At 71.0% G+C, this 19,232-nt stretch carries 11 protein-coding genes, 6 pseudogenes and 2 riboswitches; of the genes and pseudogenes, 11 read left to right on the top strand and 6 right to left on the bottom strand.

Translation table 11 applies throughout. The features are described from left to right. Positions 1 to 141: 141 nt before the first annotated feature. The gene (locus ABD794_RS05960) at positions 142 to 381 is read left to right on the top strand and encodes a chaplin (protein WP_344961314.1); all 240 of its coding nucleotides are present in this window, start codon (positions 142 to 144) and stop codon (positions 379 to 381) included. A 66-nt stretch (positions 382 to 447) separates the two neighbouring features. On the opposite strand, the gene ABD794_RS05965 is transcribed toward ABD794_RS05960, so the two are convergent. From ABD794_RS05965 to ABD794_RS18630, 5 genes and pseudogenes are all read right to left on the bottom strand, one after another. Beyond that, positions 448 to 1,113 carry a helix-turn-helix transcriptional regulator gene (locus ABD794_RS05965; protein WP_344961316.1) on the bottom strand — a complete coding sequence of 222 codons (666 nt, stop codon included), beginning with the start codon at positions 1,111 to 1,113 and terminating at the stop codon, positions 448 to 450. A 260-nt stretch (positions 1,114 to 1,373) separates the two neighbouring features. Next, positions 1,374 to 2,099, bottom strand: coding sequence for a 4'-phosphopantetheinyl transferase family protein (locus ABD794_RS05970; protein WP_344961318.1), 726 nt, complete (start codon positions 2,097 to 2,099; stop codon positions 1,374 to 1,376). A 7-nt stretch (positions 2,100 to 2,106) separates the two neighbouring features. Continuing rightward, a pseudogene (locus ABD794_RS05975) lies at positions 2,107 to 2,703 on the bottom strand (metallophosphoesterase); the annotation flags it as partial. A gap of 1,394 nt (positions 2,704 to 4,097) precedes the next feature. Next, positions 4,098 to 4,853: a hypothetical protein gene (locus ABD794_RS05980; protein ID WP_344961320.1), complete on the bottom strand. Its 756-nt coding sequence runs from the start codon at positions 4,851 to 4,853 to the stop codon at positions 4,098 to 4,100. Between the two features lie 565 nt (positions 4,854 to 5,418). Beyond that, a pseudogene (locus ABD794_RS18630) lies at positions 5,419 to 5,514 on the bottom strand (IS5/IS1182 family transposase); the annotation flags it as partial. Between the two features lie 288 nt (positions 5,515 to 5,802). Here ABD794_RS18630 and ABD794_RS05990 point away from each other — a divergent pair. Further along, entirely contained in the window at positions 5,803 to 6,369 is a 567-nt protein-coding gene (locus tag ABD794_RS05990) for a helix-turn-helix domain-containing protein (RefSeq protein WP_344961325.1), read from the top strand. A gap of 414 nt (positions 6,370 to 6,783) precedes the next feature. Further along, positions 6,784 to 6,963: pseudogene (locus tag ABD794_RS05995) on the top strand (pirin-like C-terminal cupin domain-containing protein); the annotation flags it as partial. Between the two features lie 40 nt (positions 6,964 to 7,003). Here ABD794_RS05995 and ABD794_RS06000 read toward each other — a convergent pair. Further along, positions 7,004 to 8,410 (bottom strand): short-chain fatty acyl-CoA regulator family protein, encoded by a 1,407-nt coding sequence (locus tag ABD794_RS06000; protein WP_344961328.1) that lies wholly within the window; start codon positions 8,408 to 8,410, stop codon positions 7,004 to 7,006. 277 nt (positions 8,411 to 8,687) lie between these two features. On the opposite strand from ABD794_RS06000, the gene aceA reads away from it, so the two are divergent. From aceA to ABD794_RS06040, 8 genes and pseudogenes are all read left to right on the top strand, one after another. Beyond that, positions 8,688 to 9,971 (top strand): isocitrate lyase, encoded by a 1,284-nt coding sequence (aceA, locus tag ABD794_RS06005; protein ID WP_344961340.1) that lies wholly within the window; start codon positions 8,688 to 8,690, stop codon positions 9,969 to 9,971. Between the two features lie 104 nt (positions 9,972 to 10,075). Then, positions 10,076 to 11,669: pseudogene (aceB, locus tag ABD794_RS06010) on the top strand (malate synthase A). Between the two features lie 14 nt (positions 11,670 to 11,683). After that, a pseudogene (locus ABD794_RS06015) lies at positions 11,684 to 12,535 on the top strand (3-hydroxybutyryl-CoA dehydrogenase); the annotation flags it as partial. A gap of 46 nt (positions 12,536 to 12,581) precedes the next feature. Further along, a riboswitch (cobalamin riboswitch) is annotated at positions 12,582 to 12,806 on the top strand. A 164-nt stretch (positions 12,807 to 12,970) separates the two neighbouring features. After that, positions 12,971 to 15,291: pseudogene (gene metE, locus ABD794_RS06020) on the top strand (5-methyltetrahydropteroyltriglutamate--homocysteine S-methyltransferase). Between the two features lie 77 nt (positions 15,292 to 15,368). Continuing rightward, positions 15,369 to 15,716 (top strand): hypothetical protein, encoded by a 348-nt coding sequence (locus ABD794_RS06025; RefSeq protein ID WP_344961330.1) that lies wholly within the window; start codon positions 15,369 to 15,371, stop codon positions 15,714 to 15,716. A gap of 65 nt (positions 15,717 to 15,781) precedes the next feature. Next, positions 15,782 to 15,997: riboswitch (cobalamin riboswitch) on the top strand. A 162-nt stretch (positions 15,998 to 16,159) separates the two neighbouring features. After that, positions 16,160 to 16,588, top strand: a complete 429-nt coding sequence (gene nrdI, locus ABD794_RS06030; RefSeq protein WP_344961333.1) for a class Ib ribonucleoside-diphosphate reductase assembly flavoprotein NrdI — start codon at positions 16,160 to 16,162, stop codon at positions 16,586 to 16,588. After that, positions 16,549 to 18,753 carry a class 1b ribonucleoside-diphosphate reductase subunit alpha gene (gene nrdE / locus ABD794_RS06035; protein ID WP_425585937.1) on the top strand — a complete coding sequence of 735 codons (2,205 nt, stop codon included), beginning with the start codon at positions 16,549 to 16,551 and terminating at the stop codon, positions 18,751 to 18,753. Before nrdI ends, nrdE begins: the two co-directional genes overlap by 40 nt. A gap of 14 nt (positions 18,754 to 18,767) precedes the next feature. Beyond that, positions 18,768 to 19,232 (top strand): ribonucleotide-diphosphate reductase subunit beta (locus ABD794_RS06040; RefSeq protein WP_344961336.1); only part of this gene is annotated, 465 nt, incomplete at its 3' end.

The raw sequence follows: 19,232 nt of genomic DNA on the forward strand, positions 1-19,232 counted from the left end.
CGCCGCGGGCGCGGTGACCGTGCTCCGTCACCCGTCCGCCGCACCGACGAAACCTTTGCGGTCAACGGACGTTGATCCGGGCTCCGGCCTCCTACGGCCAGGAGTTCGACCCTGTCAGACCGAACAAAGGTGTCACCTCCCATGTCACGAATCGCCAAGGCAGCCGTCCTCACCGCCGCCGTGGGCGCCACCCTTGCCGGCGTCACCGGCACCGCCCTCGCCGACGCCGACGCGAAGGGGGCCGCCGTCGGCTCCCCGGGTGTCGTCTCCGGGAACGTGATCCAGGTCCCGATCCACCTCCCGATCAACCTCTGCGGCAACACCATCGACATCGTCGGCCTGCTGAACGCGGCGAGCGGAAACGTCTGCGTCAGCAAGTAGGCCGTTCGCCTCACGGCCGGAACAGCACTGCGGGGCCGTCCTCCCGGACGGCCCCGCAGTGCTGTGTCAGCGGACGGGGCCGCCGTTCCTCAGCAGCCCCAGCTCCATGGCCCGCACCCCGGCCTGGAAGCGCGAGGTGACGCCCAGGACCCGGAGGATCTCGGCCGCGTGCCGCCGGTAGGTCCGTACGGAGATGGACAGTTCGCGGGCCGCGGCGGTGTCCGTGTCGCCCGTGCACATCTGCCGCAGCACGCGGTAGGCGCCCTCGGAGAGCTCGAAGGCGGGGTCGCGCCGGGGCCCGCCCACAGGGGCGGCCGTCCGCCACACCCCCGAGAACAGCGCCTGGAGCGTCCTGACCACGTCGGGGGCGTGCACCAGCGAGGCCCGCCGGCCCGCGGCGACGCCGCAACGCACCAGTGCCGCCCGGCCGTTGACGATGATGACCTCGGGGATCGCGGTGTCGGTCACCCGGATCCGCGCGGCGCAGTCGGGGTCGGGCGCCGGATCCCGCACCGTCCCGCCCGCCGGGGACGCGGTGGTGCGCAGCAGTCTCAGCTCGGCGATCCGGTCCGAGCGCAGGAGCCGCAGCAGCGCCTCGCACATCTGCCGCGCCTCGGCCGGCCGTCCCGGCAGGACCGCGTCCACCGCCGCCCCGGATCCGGCCACGAGGCCGCCGAGCGAGGCGAGGAAGGCGGGGCCTTCGGGGTCGATGCCGGTGAACCCCCCGTTCACGGCTGCCTCTTGGGCGGCGAAACCCTTCGCGCACGATTCCGTCGTGCCGGGAGCCCGCGGGAAAGGCCGGGTCGATAAATCGTCGTGTGTCAACTGGTCACGTGTCCGAAGGTGAGACACGCAGCACCCCCCGTGCTTGTCAACTGCTCGAACCGCAGTGCGGTTGTCCAGCTTAGGAGGGGGTGGCCGGATCGCGGAACCGTTCACGGGGATCGTGGTGAATCGTTCCGCTCCGCAGCCACCCCGGTCCTCGTCCCGGCTCAGGCGCCGGACGGGCTGTGGGCGTACGCCTCCTCGCCGCGCTCCTCGTCCGGCACGGGCGCGAGCGGCAGCGCGATCGCCGTCACGACCAGGCCGTTCCCCACGGTCCAGCGGCCGGCGAAGCCGTCCAGCCGACGGCCCTCGACGACCGGGCCGGGCACCAGGAGCCGGGCCGCGAACGTCCCCGCGACCGGGTCCACGGTCAGCTCCGCCTCGTCGAAGTCCAGCTCGAGACCGGTCAACGGGTACCAGGTCTTGAACACGCTCTCCTTGGCGCTGAACAGCAGCCGGTCCCAGTGCACGGCGGGATGCGCGGCCGACAGCCCGGCGATCCACTCCTTCTCGGAGGGCAGGGCGATGGTGTCCAGCACCCCCTCCGGCAGCGGCCCGTTGGGCTCGGCGTCTATGCCGATCGACGCGAGGTCGCCCGCGCGTGCCACGACGGCGGCCCGGTAGCCCTGGCAGTGCGTCATGGACCCGACCACGCCCGCCGGCCACTGCGGCGCCCCGCGCTTGCTGGACAGCAGCGGGACGGGCGCGTACCCGAGCCGGCCCAACGCCCGGCGCGCGCACACCCGCACGGTGGCGTACTCGCGCTGCCGGCGCGGCACGGCGCGGGCGATGCGGTCCGCCTCCTCGGGGAAGAGGACGCTCGCGGGGTCGTCGGTGGCGTCGGTGAAGGTGTCCTCGGCGACGGCCCCGGAGGGCAGCAGTTCCTCGATCATTCCTTGATCACCACACGTCCCCGGGGCGGTCCACCGGCTGCGGGAGGATCTGGCGCAGCGGCTCGCGCGGCGGGCGCTTGCGCCACTCGCGCGGGTAGCCGACCGAGACCTCCTCGAAGCGCACCCCGTCGTGCCAGGAGACGCGGGGGATGTGCAGATGGCCGTAGACCGCGGCCGCGGCCCGGAAGCGCACGTGCCAGTCGGCGGTGAGCGTCGTGCCGCACCACTGGGCGAAGTCCGGGTAGCGCAGGATCCGGGTGGGGTCGCGGAGCAGCGGCCAGTGGTTGATGAGGACGGGACGCAGCTCCGGGCCGAGCTCGGCGAGGCGGCGCTCGGTGTACTCGACGCGGGCCCGGCACCAGTCCTCGCGGGTGGGGTACGGGTCGGGGTGCAGGAAGTGCTCGTCGGTGCAGACCACGCCGGACTCGTAGGCCCGCCGCAGGGACTCCTCCTTGGTGTCCGCCCCCGGCACCCGGAACGAGTAGTCGTAGAGGACGAACAGCGGGGCGACGGCCACCGGACCGCCCTCGCCCTCCCAGACGGGGTAGGGGTCCTCGGGCGTGGCGATGCCCAGCTCCCGGCACAGCTCCACCAGGCGCAGGTACCAGGGCATACGGTCGGGCCCGGGCGAGCGCGCCGTTCGGGCGCCACCCGGAATCAGGTGCGGCAGGAGACGGATCAGGTGTGGCAGAACGCGGATCAGGATCCGCGGTGAGAGCAGCGGCCACAGGCCGGTCACCAAATGCGCGATGCGCAGACAGGTCCGGGTGACGAGAGCGTCCCGTTCCATGGCGGCGCTCAGGACGATGCGGGCGAGGTCGGCCGACCACAGAAACACGGAGCGACGGCAGCCGGACTCGTACGGCAGCACATCGGAGGTGCGGGTGGCGATCCACGGCACGGTCAGCACGCGCGCGGCCCTGCGGTGGTAACGCCGGGGCAGTCGCTCGGTCCCGGCACGCAGACAGTCGTGCAGAGCCTTCGCCTGGAACGCGGCGACCGACATGCCGTGGGCCAGGGTCGGGTTGGTGCTGCACATCGCGTCGCCGATGACGACCAGCCCCTCGGGCGGTCTGGGCAACCGCTCGTAGCGACGGCGGAGAGCCTCGGGAAAACGCGTGCGGACGGGATCGTCGAGCGGCTCGGCGTCCATGACGACCTGCCGGATGCGCGAGTCGTCGAGAGAACGGCCGAACATCATGAACGCGTCGGCGGACACCGGCGGTTCGCCGGAAAGGACACCGGCCAGCGTGAGGACCCAGCGGTCGCCCTCCTCGGCGTACAGAGCCGCGCCCCGGGACCGGTCCGGCGTGACGTGCCGACCGATCGCCGAAGTACCGGGCACATGGTGCGACTCGCGCCGGTAATGCCGACTCGCGTAGGCCACCTTCACCCGAACCCGTTCCTCGCGCGGTGCCCGGTGTCCCAGCTCCCGCAGCCACAGCGGGGTACGCGAAGCACGCCCCGAGGCGTCGACCACCAGGTCGGCCCGCATCTCCAAGGCAGGCTCCGGCCGGCCGCGACGCACAGCACGCACCCCGCCGATCCCGCACCCGTCGGGAGCGGTGAGCAGACCGACGACCTCGTGCCGGGAGAGCACGCGCACCCCGGGAAGGGCCGCGATGCGGGCGCGTAGCCGGCTCTCCAGCAGCGTACGGCTCATCGCCAGGCAAGCCAGACCCGAGGGAGCGCGCTGCGCCGGACGTCCGTCGAAGACCCAGCTGCCGTCCCGTTGCGGGTCGTACGGTGTCGCGCCCGCGGCGGCCAGTTCCGCGGACAGCCCCGGGAAGAAGGACTCCAGGACCTCCAGTCCCCCGGCCAGCAGCCAGTGCGCGTGACGGGCCTGCGGCACCCCGACGCGATGGTCGAGCGTGGCCGGCAGGACGTCCCGGTCGACCATCAGCACTTCTTCGTAGGTGTCGGTCAGCGCGCGGGCGGCGAGCAGGCCCGCCATGCTGCCGCCGATCACCACGGCCCGCGCGGGCCTGCCGGTCGTCGTCATGACGCTGCCGACGGACGGGGAGCGTAGCGCCGCCACAGGCCGAGCAGCGGCGGCGCCATAAGGGAGGCAAGGCAGTAGATGAGGGCGTAGCCGCCGACGATGGCGGACGGCTGGGCGGCGATCGACATGAGGCCGGTGACGTCGTGGGGGCGATAGGCCACCATGCCCGTGCCGGTCGCCATGATGTCGTGCGGAACGGTCACCACGACGATCGCCGGAACCCGCGTGGCGGTCTCCCGGTGCCGGCACAGAGCCAGGAGCACGAGGAACCAGAGGACGCCGACCGTGTCGGCGCGCTCGCTCAGCAGCAGTTGCCAGGCCGCCCACAGACCGACCCCGGCGAGCGCGCATCCGGGCAGGAACCGCCGATTCGGCAGGCAGCGGGTGACCACGAGGACGGCAAGGAAGATGACGGCGTGCAGCGCGGGCAGATAGGCGGGCAGGTTGTGCAGGCGGTAGTCCCACAGACCCAGCCATCGGGTAGCGGCGACCTCCACCCCTGAGGTGATCAGGACGACGGCCAGGACCTGCACCCGGACGAGCGCCTCTTCACGCAGGGCGAGCCATCCGGCCACCATCGCGCACATCCCGAGAGCCAGGGCCAGTTGGCCCGGCGGGCCCAGCGGGTCCACCACTGCCACGGCCGAGGAGCAGACAGCCGCACCACCGAGCCCCCACAGCATGTCGGTCCGGAACCGGCACCCCCGTACGCCGGAGAGGAACGCGCTCTCGCCGCAAGCGAGTGCGCGCACGCGGCAACTGCCCGCAGGGCAGAACACGCCACCGGCCGCAGACACGTGATCGTTCTCCACAGGATGGAAACGAGACGCCGTGTGGGAGGTCCCTCTGTGTCTTTGGTCGGCTGGCATTTAGCGGACATGCTCCTTTACAGTCGGCGGGCGGATGCGGGGCCCGTCGCGGGCCATGAACGCCGGCGACCTCGCCCAGGACCTGTCCGCTGGACCTTGTCGCAAAACTGCCCCGACTTCATTGCGCCGGCGCATCGTTGTCCATGCCCTGGGCGCGGTCGCCGGATGATGGGCGCAGTCCGCCGAGTGCGCCGACCGAGTTGTGCATGCCCTCCCTCAATAGGCTGAACGGCGGCCGGCCCCGGCTCGGCGACTTCTTGTGCTTGTCGGCGAGTTCAGTGTTCGAGTGGTGCTTGATCGGGGTGATCGCGGTGCCGCCGGCGCCCTGGTGGCCCTTGTCCGCCAGGACCTCGAGGTCCAGCTGCACGCAGACGTCCACGATGTCGTGCTCACGGGCGGCGGCGTGATGGCTGGTGAGGGCCTCCGTCCACGAGGGCGCGTACGCGACGAGCCGCTCGAGGGTGTCGTGCTTGCGCAGGTAGACCAGGGCACACCGGGCCCGGTCGTACGGGCGCAGCCGGCACCGCCGGCCACCCTCGCACGAAGCGATCACCACCGTCTCCCGAACCTGGTCGACGAATCCAAGCCCCTGCGTCGTGAGGTGCAACCACTGGTCATGGGTCCCGCCGGCCATGCGCGTTGGATGAGTGCTCATGGGCGACCTCCCTCCCATCGGTCCGCGTCGCCCCTGGTAAAGGATCAGAGTGCGACAGCCTCCCGTGTCCCTGTCCGCCGCTCGTCCGCCCCTCTACGCTGGCGCTGCCCGCACACGAAAGGCTGGACGATGAAGCACGTTGGCGAACGCATCCGCGAAGTGCGCAAGGTGCGTCAGATGAGTGTGAAGCAGCTGGCGGACGCCGTCGCGATCTCCATCAGCACCCTCCAGAAGTACGAGAACGGTCAGCGCGTCGTGCCGCCCGCCATGCTCACGCACCTCGCTCGCGCCCTGCGTGTCGGCCCGACCCATCTCACGGGACAGCCCTACATCAACGGGGCGGAGACCGAGGAACAGGCCCAGGCCGTGATCCCCGAACTGCGGCGCGTCCTGCTGACGTACGACAACCCGGACGACCTTTCCGTCCCCGCACGTCCACTGCCCGTCCTGGTCGCCGAAACCGAGGCGGTGTCCGCGCTCCGTCGCGACAGCAAGTACGTCCCCATGGGCCCGCTGCTGCCGGGGCTGCTCTCGGAGCTGACGCACACCGCGTTGAACGGCGACGCCGCGGCCGCTCGACGGCCCGGCGCGCGCCTGGAACGCGAGCAGCGGGAAGCCTTCCGCCAGCTGGCCACCTGCTATCGGCCGTCAACTCACTCGCGCACAAGCTCGGGTACCACGACCTCAGCCTCACCGCAGTGGAACGGGTGCAGTGGGCAGCGGATTGCTCCGGCGACCCTCTGATGCAGGCCACGGCCGGATATCTCAAGGCGGGGGCCATGGTCCGCATGGGCAGTTACTCCTCCGCGCGCCGGCTGCTGGAGGGGCTCACGGACGAGGTGGAGCGGACGGCTCCGGAGCACTCGCTCACCGACGCCCATCTCGCGGTGATCGGCGCCATGCTGTTGAAGCTCGCCATCCTCGAGGTGCGGGACGGAAACGAGGGCCTCGCCCGGGAACGGCTCGCCACGGCGCGCTCGTACGCCGACCGCCTTCCCGGCGACTCGCTGCACTACGAAACAAGCTTCGGCCCCAGCAGCGTACGGATCCACGAGGTCGCCGTGCTCATCGACTCCGGCGACGTGGAGCAGGCGCTCGCCCGCGTCCGCGAGTGGGGCGCCGAACAGGATCGCGAGGAGTGGGAGCCACCGGCCGACCTTCGAGGAGCACCTGGTGATGTGGTGGAACTTCGTCGGCCGGACGCACGACGAGATCGCGCAGGCGCGGGAGGACTGGACGTCCGGGTCCCGCTTCGGGGACGTCCGGGGGTACGACGGTGCCCCGCTGGCCGCACCCACGCTCCCGCCGCGCCTCGAACCCCGGGGAAGGGAACGATGACGACGTCTCACCGCCCGGGGACAACCGCACCGCCGGCCGGTCACGGCGTGGGGTCGGTGACGGGGTACGGCACGAAGGTGCTGGTGTTCTGGTCGATCCGCAGTGGGCGGCCCAGGGGTGGTGCGGCGCGTTGGGGGCAGTCGAGGCGTTCGCAGACGCGGCAGCCCATGCCGATGGGGGTGGCGGCCGAGGTGCTGGCGAGGTCGAGGCCGTCGGAGTAGACGAGCCGGTGGGCGTGGCGGATCTCGCAGCCCAGGCCGATGGCGAAGGTCTTGTCGGGTCCGCCCCAGCCGCCGCGGTGGCGGGTGATGGTGCGGGCGGTCCACAAATAGCGTTGGCCGTCGGGCATTTCGGCGATCTGGACATGGATGCGGCCGGGGGCGGCGAACGCCTCGTAGACGTTCCACAGCGGGCAGGTGCCGCCGGCCCGGGAGAAGTGGAAGCCGGTCGCGGACTGGCGTTTGGACATGTTGCCGGCGCGGTCGACACGGACGAAGGAGAAGGGTACGCCGCGCAGCCGGGGTCGTTGGAGGGTGCTCAGCCGGTGGCAGACGGTTTCGTAGCCGAGGCCGTAGCGGTCGGTGAGGCGTTCGATGTCGTAGCGGACTTCTTCGGCCGCCGTGTGGAAGCTGCGGTACGGCAGGATCAGTGCGGCGGCGAAGTAGTTGGCGATGCCGATGCGCGCCAGGTCACGGGTGGGTGACCCGGTGGGGAAGTCCTCCGCGGCCTCGCGGTCCAGTTCGTCCCCGTGTTCCAGCAGGGCGAGTTGGGTGGCCATGCGGAAGGCTCGCTGGCCGGGCCGGAGGCGTGCGGACAGGTGGAGGGTGCGGGTCGTCCCGTCGTAGTGGTGCAGGTGGTTGCCGGTCCCGGCGGACAGGCGTACGCCGTGGCGGTCGGCGAGCCGGGCCGTGAGTGCCTGGCCGACCTCGCCGGGCCGGATGCCGATCTCGTCGGCCAGGTGCTCGGCCGCGAGGTCGGTGTCGTGCAGGTAGTTCCGGCGACGGTAGAAGAAGTCGCGGATCTCCTCGTGAGGTGATCCGGGTGGCTCCGGGCCGGTGGTACGGCCGTCCGTGGCGCCCGCCAGGCGCTCGGTCAGCAGGTGGTTGCGCCGCCCCAGTTCGAGCAGCACCTGCGCGACGGCCGGCAGGCGCGTGGCCACTTCCGCGAGGTCGCCCGCGGACACGCGGGCCTCGGCGATGTCGGGGGCCAGGACCTCCCGGAGGTCCGCCACCAGCCGCGTCGTGTCGCGCTCCGAGAAGAAGGAGGGGTCGACCCCGAAGGTCTCGGTCAGCCTCAGCAGCACGGGCACCGTGAGCGGGCGGGAGTCGTGCTCCATCTGGTTCAGATAGCTCGGCGAGATGCTCAGGACGCGGGCGAGTTCGGCCTGGCTCATCCGGCGCTCCTCGCGCAGCCGCCGCAGCCGCGCCCCCACGTAGGTCTTGCCCACCGCACCTCCACTCCCCCGGGACCGTGGTCAGCGTAGGCGAAGGACCGGCCGTCCGGCCATTGGCAGACTTGGCAATAAGTGCCGTGAAGATTCGCATAAGTTGGCAGCGGTCCACGCTTGATGGCACTCGGTGCCACTGCCAGAGTTCCTGTGCGGCCCCGCCGGGCCCCGGCCGGACGGCGGGCCGCGTCCCGGAGCCGGGCACACAGTGCCACTCTCCGCCGCTCATGGCAGCGGACTTGGCAGACCGAACCAACCGAGGAAGACGGTGACCGTCATGGCAGATGCGAGGACGACAGCGGCCGAGGAGCTCGCGCTGCGCTGGGCCACGGACGCGCGCTGGCAGGGCATCGAGCGTACCCACAGCGCCGAGGACGTCGTCCGGCTGAGCGGCAGCGTCCGCGAGGAGCACTCCCTGGCGAGGCGCGGCGCCGAGCGGCTGTGGCGGCAGCTGCACGAGCGGGATTATGTGCACGCGCTGGGCGCGCTGACCGGTGGGCAGGCCGTGCAGCAGGTCAGGGCCGGTCTCCAGGCGATCTACCTGTCGGGCTGGCAGGTGGCGGCGGACGCGAACCAGGCCGGGCACACCTACCCGGACCAGAGCCTCTACCCGGTCAACTCCGTTCCCACGGTGGTGCGTCGGATCAACAACGCGCTGCTGCGGGCCGACCAGATCGCCACCGCCGAGGGTGCCGGCGACGACACGGACTGGCTGGCGCCGATCGTCGCGGACGCGGAGGCCGGTTTCGGCGGGCCGCTGAACGCCTTCGAGCTGACGAAGGCGATGATCGCGGCGGGCGCGGCGGGCATCCACTACGAGGACCAGCTGGCCTCGGAGAAGAAGTGCGGCCACCTCGGCGGCAAGGTCCTCGTCCCCACCGCGCAGCACATCCGCACCCTCAACGCCGCCCGCCTCGCCGCCGACATCGCCGGTGTCCCCACCCTGATCGTCGCCCGCACGGACGCCCTCGCCGCCACCCTCCTCACCAGCGACGTCGACGAACGCGACGCACGCTTCTGCACCGGCGAACGGACCGCCGAAGGCTTCCACCACGTCCGCAACGGCATGGCGCCGGTCATCGCCCGCGGGCTGGCGTACGCGCCGTACGCCGACCTGCTGTGGATGGAGACCGGCACCCCGGACCTCGCCCAGGCACGGGAGTTCGCCGAGGCGGTCCACGCCGAACACCCCGGCAAAATGCTCGCCTACAACTGCTCGCCGTCCTTCAACTGGAAGGCCGCCCTCGACGACGACCGGATCGCCAAGTTCCAGCGCGAACTCGGCGCCATGGGCTACCGCTTCCAGTTCATCACCCTGGCCGGATTCCACTCCCTCAACCACGCCATGTTCGACCTCGCCCACGGCTACGCCGAACACGGCATGACCGCCTACGTCGACCTGCAGGAGCGGGAGTTCGCCGCACAGGCCCACGGCTTCACCGCCGTCAGGCACCAACGCGAGGTCGGCACGGGCTACTTCGACCTGGTCTCCACCGCCGTCAACCCCGCTTCCTCCACCATCGCGCTCACCGGCTCCACGGAGGAGGAGCAGTTCCACTAGAGCGGCATCGCGCGGGCGCCCGGCGCCCGCGGCCTCCACCGGGCGGGGGTGGGCGGAGCGACCGCCCCCACCCCGTCGCCCTCCGCCCCGACCAGGAGAACTCGTTGACCACCAGCGCACTGACCCACCGCGTCCGCGTCCTCGCGGCTCCGGGCGGCCGCCACGGAGAGATCCTCACGCCCGCCGCCCTGGACTTCGTCGGCCGCCTCGCCGCCGCCTTCGGCGAGCGCAGGACGGCACTTCTGAAGGAGCGCAGGCGGCAGGCGCTCCGGATCGCCACCGGAGCCCCTCTCGACTTCCCCCTCGTCACCTCCGCCGTCCGCACGGACCCCACCTGGCGCGTGGCCCCGCCCGCCCCCGGACTGACCGATCGCCGCGTCGAGATCACCGGCCCCCCGGACCGCCGCATGGCCGTCAACGCGCTCAACTCCGGTGCGCGCGTGTGGATGGCGGACTTCGAGGACGCCACCTCCCCCACCTGGGAGAAGATCGTCGACGGCCAGATCGTCCTCCTCGACGCCGTCGAGCGCCGGATCGACTTCACCACGCCGGAGGGCAAGGAGTACCGGCTCGGCGACCGGCCCGCCACCCTCGTGGTCCGCCCCCGCGGCTGGCACCTCGACGAGGAACACCTGGAGTTCGGCGGCCGCCCCGTCCCCGCCTCCCTGGTGGACTTCGGCCTGTACTTCTTCCACTGCGCGCAGCGCCAGATCGACGCCGGGCACGGCCCGTACTTCTACCTGCCGAAGCTGGAGAACCGGTACGAGGCCCGACTGTGGAACGACGTGTTCCTGCTCGCGCAGGAGCTGCTGGGCATTCCCCGGGGAACGGTCCGCGCCACCGTACTGATCGAGACGATCACGGCGGCCTTCGAGATGGAGGAGATCCTCTACGAACTGCGCGAGCACAGCTCCGGCCTCAACGCGGGCCGCTGGGACTATCTGTTCAGCCTGATCAAGACGTTCGGGCACCGCTCCGACTTCCTGCTGCCGGACCGGGCCAAGGTGACGATGACCGCCCCCTTCATGCGGGCGTACACCGAACTGCTCGTACGCACCTGCCACCGGCGCGGCGCCCACGCCATCGGCGGGATGGCCGCGCACGTGCCGGGCCGGGACCCGGCGGCCGACGAGGCGGCGTTCGCGAAGGTCCGGCTGGACAAGGAACGCGAGGCCGAGGACGGTTTCGACGGCTCCTGGGTCGCCCACCCCGGCCTCGTGCCCGTCTGCCAGGAGGTGTTCGACGGGGTCCTCGGTGAACGGCCGCACCAGATCGACCACGCTCGTGACGACGTGGAGGTGACCGCCGGGGACCTGCTCTCGGTGCGCCGCATCGGCGGACCCCCCCACGCCGGAAGGCGTGCGCACCAACATCGCGGTCGCCCTGCGCTACTTCGCCGCGTGGCTGCGCGGACAGGGGGCGGTCGCCCTCCACGGCCTGATGGAGGACGCGGCGACGGCCGAGATCGCACGGGTGCAGGTCTGGCAGTGGCTGCGGCACCGGGTCGTCGACCGGGAGACGGTGCTGCGGCTGCTGGACGACGAGTGCGCGGCGCTCGGCGCCGAGTACCCGTGGGCGTCGGTCGACGAGGCACGGGGCATCTTCGAACGGACGGCGCTGGTCGGCGAGTTGCCGCTCTTCTTCACTCCGGACGCCTGCTCCCGCCACCTCGTGCGCACCGTGGAGGGACTGTCGTGAGCGGGGAGATCCGGCGCGTGGGCGTCGTGGGCGGCGGGCAGATGGGTGCCGGCATCGCGGAGGTGTGCGCGCGGGCCGGGCTGGACACCGTGGTGTGCGAGGCAGATGCTCCGGCCGCCCGGGCCGCGCGGGAGCGGGTGGCCGCCTCGCTCGACCGCGCCGTCGGGCGGGGCAGGCTGGAGCGGGCGGCCGCGCGGGACGTCCTGGCCCGTATGGAGTTCACCGGCCGCCTCGACGATCTCGCCGACCGGCAGCTCGTCGTCGAGGCCGTCGTCGAGAACGCCCGGGCCAAGACCGAGGTGTTCACCGCCCTCGACGAGATCGTCAAGGACCCGGAGGCGGTGCTGGCGACGAACACCTCCTCCCTCCCCGTCATGCGCCTGGGCATGGCCACGCGCCGCGCCGACCGGGTCGTCGGGCTGCATTTCTTCAACCCTGTTCCCGTGCTGCCGCTGGTGGAGGTCGTCACCTCCCTGCATACGGCGCCGAGGACGGTCGCCGTCGTCGAGGATTTCGCCACCCGCACCCTGGGCAAGACCGTCATTCGCTCCCGGGACCGGGCGGGCTTCGTCGTCAACGCCCTCCTCATTCCCTACCTGTTGTCGGCGATCCGCATGGCGGAGTCCGGCTTCGCCTCCGCCACGGACCTGGACACCGGCATGGAGCTGGGCTGCGCACACCCCATGGGTCCGCTGAAGCTGGCCGATCTGATCGGTCTGGACACGGTGGCCTCGATCGCGGAGTCCCTGTACGACGAGTTCAAGGAACCTCTCTACGCTCCTCCCCCGCTGCTCCGGCGGATGGTGCAGGCAGGGCTGCTGGGGCGCAAGACGGGCCGAGGGTTCCATGTATACGACCGGGCCTGAGGGGCACGTGTCCCACCTCACCCATCCGAACGCCACGTCACCCTCTAGGCTGATCAATGCAGTTGGTTCGCCCCCGTCCGCCAGACGGGACGCGTCGTAAGAGGGAACCCGGTGGGAATCCGGGACTGCCCCGCAGCGGTGAGTGGGAACGACCGCCGTCATACGCACTGGGCCCGACGAACAGGGCCCGGGAAGCGACGGCCAGTAGGCGTCCTCGCACGAGGAGGATGTGCCCACGAGTCCGAAGACCTGCCATCTGCCCGCGTACGAACGACTCGTGTGCGGACATCCCGGTGACCTCGAGGGCGGGTCGGCGTACATATCGGACGGATGACCGTGCCTTGCCGCGCACGCTCGCACCGTCCGGTCCGTCACCCTTCGCGCTCTCGTCCCGGCACCGGGGATTCAGGGATCCATCTCGCGAAGGAGATCTCCGTGACCATCAAGCCCGCAGCCGCGGCAGCACGGGCCACCGTGTACGGCTACCCCCGTCAGGGACGGAACCGGGAACTCAAGAAGGCCATCGAGGGCTACTGGAAGGGCCGCGTCACCGCGGACGCCCTCCGCTCCACGGCCGCCGAACTGCGCCGCACGAACTGGCGGCAGCTCGCCGAGGCCGGCGTCCCACGAAGTGCCGACCGGTGACTTCTCGTACTACGACCACGTCCTGGACACCACGGTGATGGTGGGGGCGATCCCCGCCCGGCACCGGGCCGCCGTCGGGGCGGACGCCCTGGACGGCTACTTCGCCATGGCGCGCGGCACCCAGGACGTGGCCCCGCTGGAGATGACCAAGTGGTTCGACACCAACTACCACTACCTGGTGCCCGAGCTGGGCCCGGACACCGTCTTCACGGCCGACCCGGCCAAGCAGGTCACGGAGCTCGGCGAGGCCCTCGCGCTCGGCCTCACCGCCCGGCCGGTACTCGTCGGCCCGGTCACCTACCTCCTGCTCGCCAAGCCCGCGCCGGGTGTGGCCGCGGACTTCGACCCGCTCACCCTGCTGGACCGGCTGCTGCCGGTGTACGCGGAGGTCCTCGCCGACCTGCGCGCGGCCGGCGCCGAGTGGGTCCCAGCTCGACGAGCCCGCCCTCGTCCAGGACCGCACCCCGGCCGAACTCGACGCGGCCGCACGGGCCTACCGGGGGCTCGGCACCCTCACCGACCGGCCCAAGCTCCTCGTCGCCTCCTACTTCGACCGGCTCGGCGACGCCCTGCCCGTCCTCGCCGAGGCCCCGGTGGACGGGCTCGCGCTGGACTTCACCGAGGGGGCGGCCGCCAACCTGGACGCGCTGGCCACCGTCGGCGGGCTGCCGGGCAAGCGACTGGTCGCCGGTGTCGTCAACGGCCGCAACATCTGGGTCAACGACCTGGAGAAGTCGCTCGCCACGCTCGGCACCCTGCTGGGGCTGGCCGACCGGGTCGACGTGTCGGCCTCCTGCTCCCTCCTCCACGTGCCGCTGGACACGGCGGCCGAGCGGGACATCGAGCCGCAGATCCTGACCTGGCTGGCCTTCGCCGAGCAGAAGACCGCCGAGATCGTCACCCTCGCCGAGGGACTCGCCCGGGGCACCGGCGCGATCGCCGCCGAACTCGCCGTGAACCGCGCCACCCTGGCCTCCCGCGCCGACTCGCCGATCACGCACGACCCGGCCGTCCGGTCCCGGACGGCGGCGGTCACCGAGGCGGACGCCCGTCGCTCGCAGCCGTACCCCGAGCGCGCCACCGCCCAGCGCGCCCACCTCGGCCTGCCCCTGCTCCCGACCACCACCATCGGCTCCTTCCCACAGACCACCGAACTGCGCACCGCCCGCGCCGACCTGCGCGCCGGGCGGATCGACACCGTCGGCTACGAGGAGCGCATCAAGGCCGAGATCGGGGAAGTGATCTCCTTCCAGGAGAAGACCGGGATCGACGTTCTCGTCCATGGCGAGCCCGAACGCAACGACATGGTCCAGTACTTCGCCGAGCAGCTCACCGGCTACCTGGCCACCCAGCACGGCTGGGTGCAGTCCTACGGCACCCGCTATGTCCGTCCGCCGATCCTCGCCGGTGACATCTCCCGCCCGGAGCCGATGTCGGTGCGCTGGACGGCGTACGCGCAGTCCCTCACCGACCGGCCGGTCAAGGGCATGCTCACCGGCCCGGTCACCATGCTCGCCTGGTCCTTCGTCCGCGACGACCAGCCCCTCGGCGACACCGCCCGCCAGGTCGCCCTCGCCCTGCGGGACGAGGTGAACGATCTGGAGGCGTCGGGGACTTCGGTGATCCAGGTGGACGAGCCCGCACTGCGCGAGACCCTGCCCCTGCGGGCCGCCGACCGGCCCGCCTACCTGGCGTGGGCCACCGAGGCCTTCCGGCTCAGCACGAGCGGCGTGCGCCCGGACACCCAGATCCACACCCACATGTGCTACGCCGAGTTCGGCGACATCGTCCAGGCCATCGACGACCTCGACGCCGACGTCATCAGCCTGGAGGCCGCCCGCTCCCACATGCAGGTCGCCCGCGAACTGGCCGCTCACGGCTACCCGCGAGAGGCCGGACCCGGCGTGTACGACATCCACTCCCCGCGCGTGCCCAGTACCGAGGAAGCCGCCGCGCTGCTCCGTACCGGCCTCGAGGCCATCCCCGCGGAACGGCTGTGGGTCAACCCCGACTGCGGCCTGAAGACCCGCGGTTGGCCCGAGACCCGCGCCTCCCTGGAGAGCCTGGTCGCCGCCGCCCGTACCGTCCGCGAGGAGCTCTCCGCGTCCTGACGCGTGCGCCCATCGGCCGGGGAAGGGGCATCCACGCCCCTTCCCCGGCCCGTCGACGACAGGGGAGGGAACCCGGCGTGAAGCGGCAGCCCCGGCACATCGAGGTCGACGGCGAACCCATGGTCGCGCTGAGCGTGCGCGACTTCGAGAACCTCGCTGCCATGCGCCGGCAGGTCGGCAGCCAGGGTGCGCGTCTGCGCGCGTTCCGGACGGAGCTCATCGCCCTGTCCGAGTTCCTGGAAGCCCTCGACTCGGCCCTGCACGACCGGGCGGGACACACCGGCGGACCGGCATGCGCACAGCCGTCGGCGGCGGTCGCGCGCCTCGTCCCCGACCTCCGCCGACACGTGCGCAACGCACGCCGGATCACGGGCGCCAAGCGGGACGACGCTCCCCGCGAAACCCCGCAGAACTTCCAGAGTTAGGTCTACCTTACTTCGCCCCGAGACACAACATCTGGGTCGGTGTCATCCGGTGCGACTCAAGATGTAGTGTTGCCGGTGCTGGTGGTTCGCCGGGCACTTCTGTGCCGGGCGAGGCAAGAGGGAACCCGGTGGGAATCCGGGACTGCCCCGCAGCGGTGAGTGGGAACGACCGCCGTCATACGCACTGGACCCGACGAACGGGGCCCGGGAAGCGACGGCCAGTAGGCGTCTCGTAAGGCGTGCCCGCGAGTCCGAAGACCTGCCACCTGTGCGTGCGCCGACGAGCGGCGTACGCGCTCCGAGGCCCCGAGGGAGGGCCGCGCGGCAGTCGCACGGACCGGGGTCACGCACGTCCCCGGCGTCCGTCGTACGCGCCTCGACGCTCCTCCCCTCCCGGTCCTCGGACGGACGACGTGGGAGCGAGCGAGAGGAGACGGCGGCCGATGAGCGGTCTCGTGTATTTCTCCAGCGTCTCGGAGAACACCAAGCGCTTCGTGGAGCGGCTGGGCCTGCCCGCCACGCGCATTCCCCTGCATCCGCACCGCGAGGGCATGCCGACGGTCACCGGACCGTATGTGCTGATCGTGCCGACCTACGGCGGCGGCGAGCGCGCGGGCGCGGTCCCCAAGCAGGTGATCCGCTTCCTGAACATCGAGGCCAACCGGGCCCTGTTGCGGGGCGTGATCGTCTCCGGCAACACCAACTTCGGCGCGGACTACTGCCTTGCCGGGCGGGTGATCTCGGCGAAGTGCGGGGTCCCGGAGCTGTACCGATTCGAACTGCTGGGCACGGAACGCGACGTCCGTGCCGTGAGGGAAGGACTTCAGAGGTTTTGGACACGACACCCATCGGCGGCGAGGCCGGCGGCATGACCACCCTCACCACGGACGTCACGGCATCCGCCGCCCCGCGCGAATCGGTCGGTACCCGCAAGGACTACCACGCGCTCAACGCGATGCTGAACATGTACGACTGCCACGGCAGGATCCAGTTCGACAAGGACCGCGAGGCCGTCCGGCAGTACTTCCTCCAGCACGTGAACCCCAACACGGTGGTCTTCCCGACGCTCAAGGAGAAGATCGACTACCTGATCGGGAACGACTACTACGAGGAAGCACCGATCCGGGCCTACGCCTGGGAGTTCGTCGAGGGTCTGTACCGGGAGGCGTACGCCCACGAGCACCGGTTCCGCACCTTCCTGGGCGCGTTCAAGTACTACACGTCGTACACGCTGAAGACCTTCGACGGCTCCCGCTACCTGGAGCGCTACGAGGACCGGGTCGTCGCCACCGCCCTGTACCTGGGCGCCGGCGACGAGGCGCTGGCCTCCCGGCTGGTGGACGAGATGCTGACGGGCCGCTTCCAGCCCGCCACCCCCACCTTCCTCAACGCCGGGAAGGCGCAGCGCGGCGAGCTGGTCTCCTGCTTCCTGCTGCGCGTCGAGGACAATCTGGAGTCCATCGGACGGGGCGTCAACTCCGCGCTCCAGCTGTCCAAACGGGGCGGTGGCGTGGCCCTGCTGCTGACGAACCTGCGCGAACAGGGTGCTCCGATCAAGAAGATCGAGAACCAGTCGTCCGGCGTCGTCCCGGTGATGAAGCTGCTGGAGGACTCCTTCTCGTACGCCAACCAGCTGGGGGCCCGGCAGGGCGCGGGCGCGGTGTACCTGCACGCCCATCACCCGGACATCATGCGGTTCCTGGACACCAAGCGGGAGAACGCGGACGAGAAGATCCGCATCAAGACCCTCTCACTGGGCGTGGTCGTTCCGGACATCACCTTCGAACTCGCCAAGCGCAACGAGGACATGCACCTGTTCTCGCCGTACGACGTCGAGCGCGAGTACGGCAAGCCGCTCTCGGACCTGTCGGTCGGCGAGCACTACGACGACCTGGTCGCGAATCCGCGCATCCGTAGGACCACGCTCAGTGCCCGCGAGTTCTTCAAGACGATCGCGGAGCTGCAGTTCGAGTCGGGCTACCCGTACCTGCTGTTCGAGGACACGGTCAACCGGGCCAACCCCATCCCGGGGTGGATCAACATGTCCAATCTGTGCTCGGAGATCCTCCAGGTCAACACGCCGAGCACATACGACGCCTCGCTCGGCTACGAGATGGTCGGCAGGGACATCTCCTGCAACCTCGGGTCGCTGAACATCGCCGCCGCGATGGCCTCCCCGGACCTCGGCGCCACCGTCGAGACCGCGGTGCGCGGGCTGACATCCGTCTCCGACCAGTCGTCCATCGACGCCGTGCCCTCCGTGGCCCACGGCAACGCCCTCTCGCACGCCATCGGCCTCGGCCAGATGAACCTGCACGGCTACCTCGCGTCGCAGCGCATCCATTACGGCAGCGAGGAGGGCGTCGACTTCACCGGCATGTACTTCTACGCGGTCGCCTATCACGCGCTGCGCGCCTCGAACCGGATCGCGATCGAACGCGGCACGGCCTTCGACGGGTTCGAGGACTCCGCGTACGCCGACGGCTCGTACTTCGACAAGTACACCGAGCAGGTGTGGGAGCCGGCCACCGGGCGCGTACGCGCCCTGTTCGCCGAGGCGGGTGTGCGCCTTCCCACGCAGGACGACTGGCGCGCGCTGAAGGAGTCCGTCGGGGAGCACGGCATCTACAACCAGTACCTCCAGGCCGTCCCGCCCACCGGCTCCATCAGCTACATCAACGACGCCACCGCCTCCATCCACCCCGTCGCCGCCAAGGTGGAGATCCGCAAGGAGGGCAAGCTCGGCCGCGTCTACTACCCGGCGCCGCACATGGACGACGACAACCTGGAGTTCTTCCAGGACGCGTACGAGATCGGCCACGAGAAGATCATCGACACCTACGCGGCGGCCACCCAGCACGTGGACCAGGGCCTGAGCTGCACGCTCTTCTTCCGCGACACCGCCACCACCCGCGACCTGAACAAGGCGCAGATCCACGCCTGGCGCAAGGGCATCAAGACCCTCTACTACATCCGGCTGCGCCAGGAGGCGCTGGCCGGCACCGAGATCGAGAACTGCCTGTCCTGCACGCTGTGAGGAACACACCGACGATGACCACCGCCCCCGCCCCGCTGACCGAGCTGTCGGTCACTCCCCCGTCCTACCGCCACGATCCCGCCGCCCGGCTGCGCCCGGTCAACTGGAACCGCGTCACCGACGAGAAGGACCTGGAGGTGTGGAACCGGCTCACCGCCAACTTCTGGCTGCCCGAGAAGGTCCCGCTGTCCAACGACGTGAACGCCTGGCAGCAGCGCCTCACGCCCGAGGAACGCACGCTGACCATGCGGGTGTTCACCGGCCTCACCATGCTCGACACCGTGCAGGCCACGGTCGGCGAGATCGTACAGATCCAGGACGCGCGCACCGAGCACGAGGAGGCCGTCTACACCAACATCGCCTTCATGCAGGCGGTGCACGCCCGCAGCTACTCCTCGGTGTTCTCCACCCTCTCCAACACCCCCGAGATCGACGACGCCTACCGCTGGGCGGTGGGCAACGACGTCCTCCAGCAGCGC

This window comes from Streptomyces thioluteus (genome assembly GCF_039535865.1).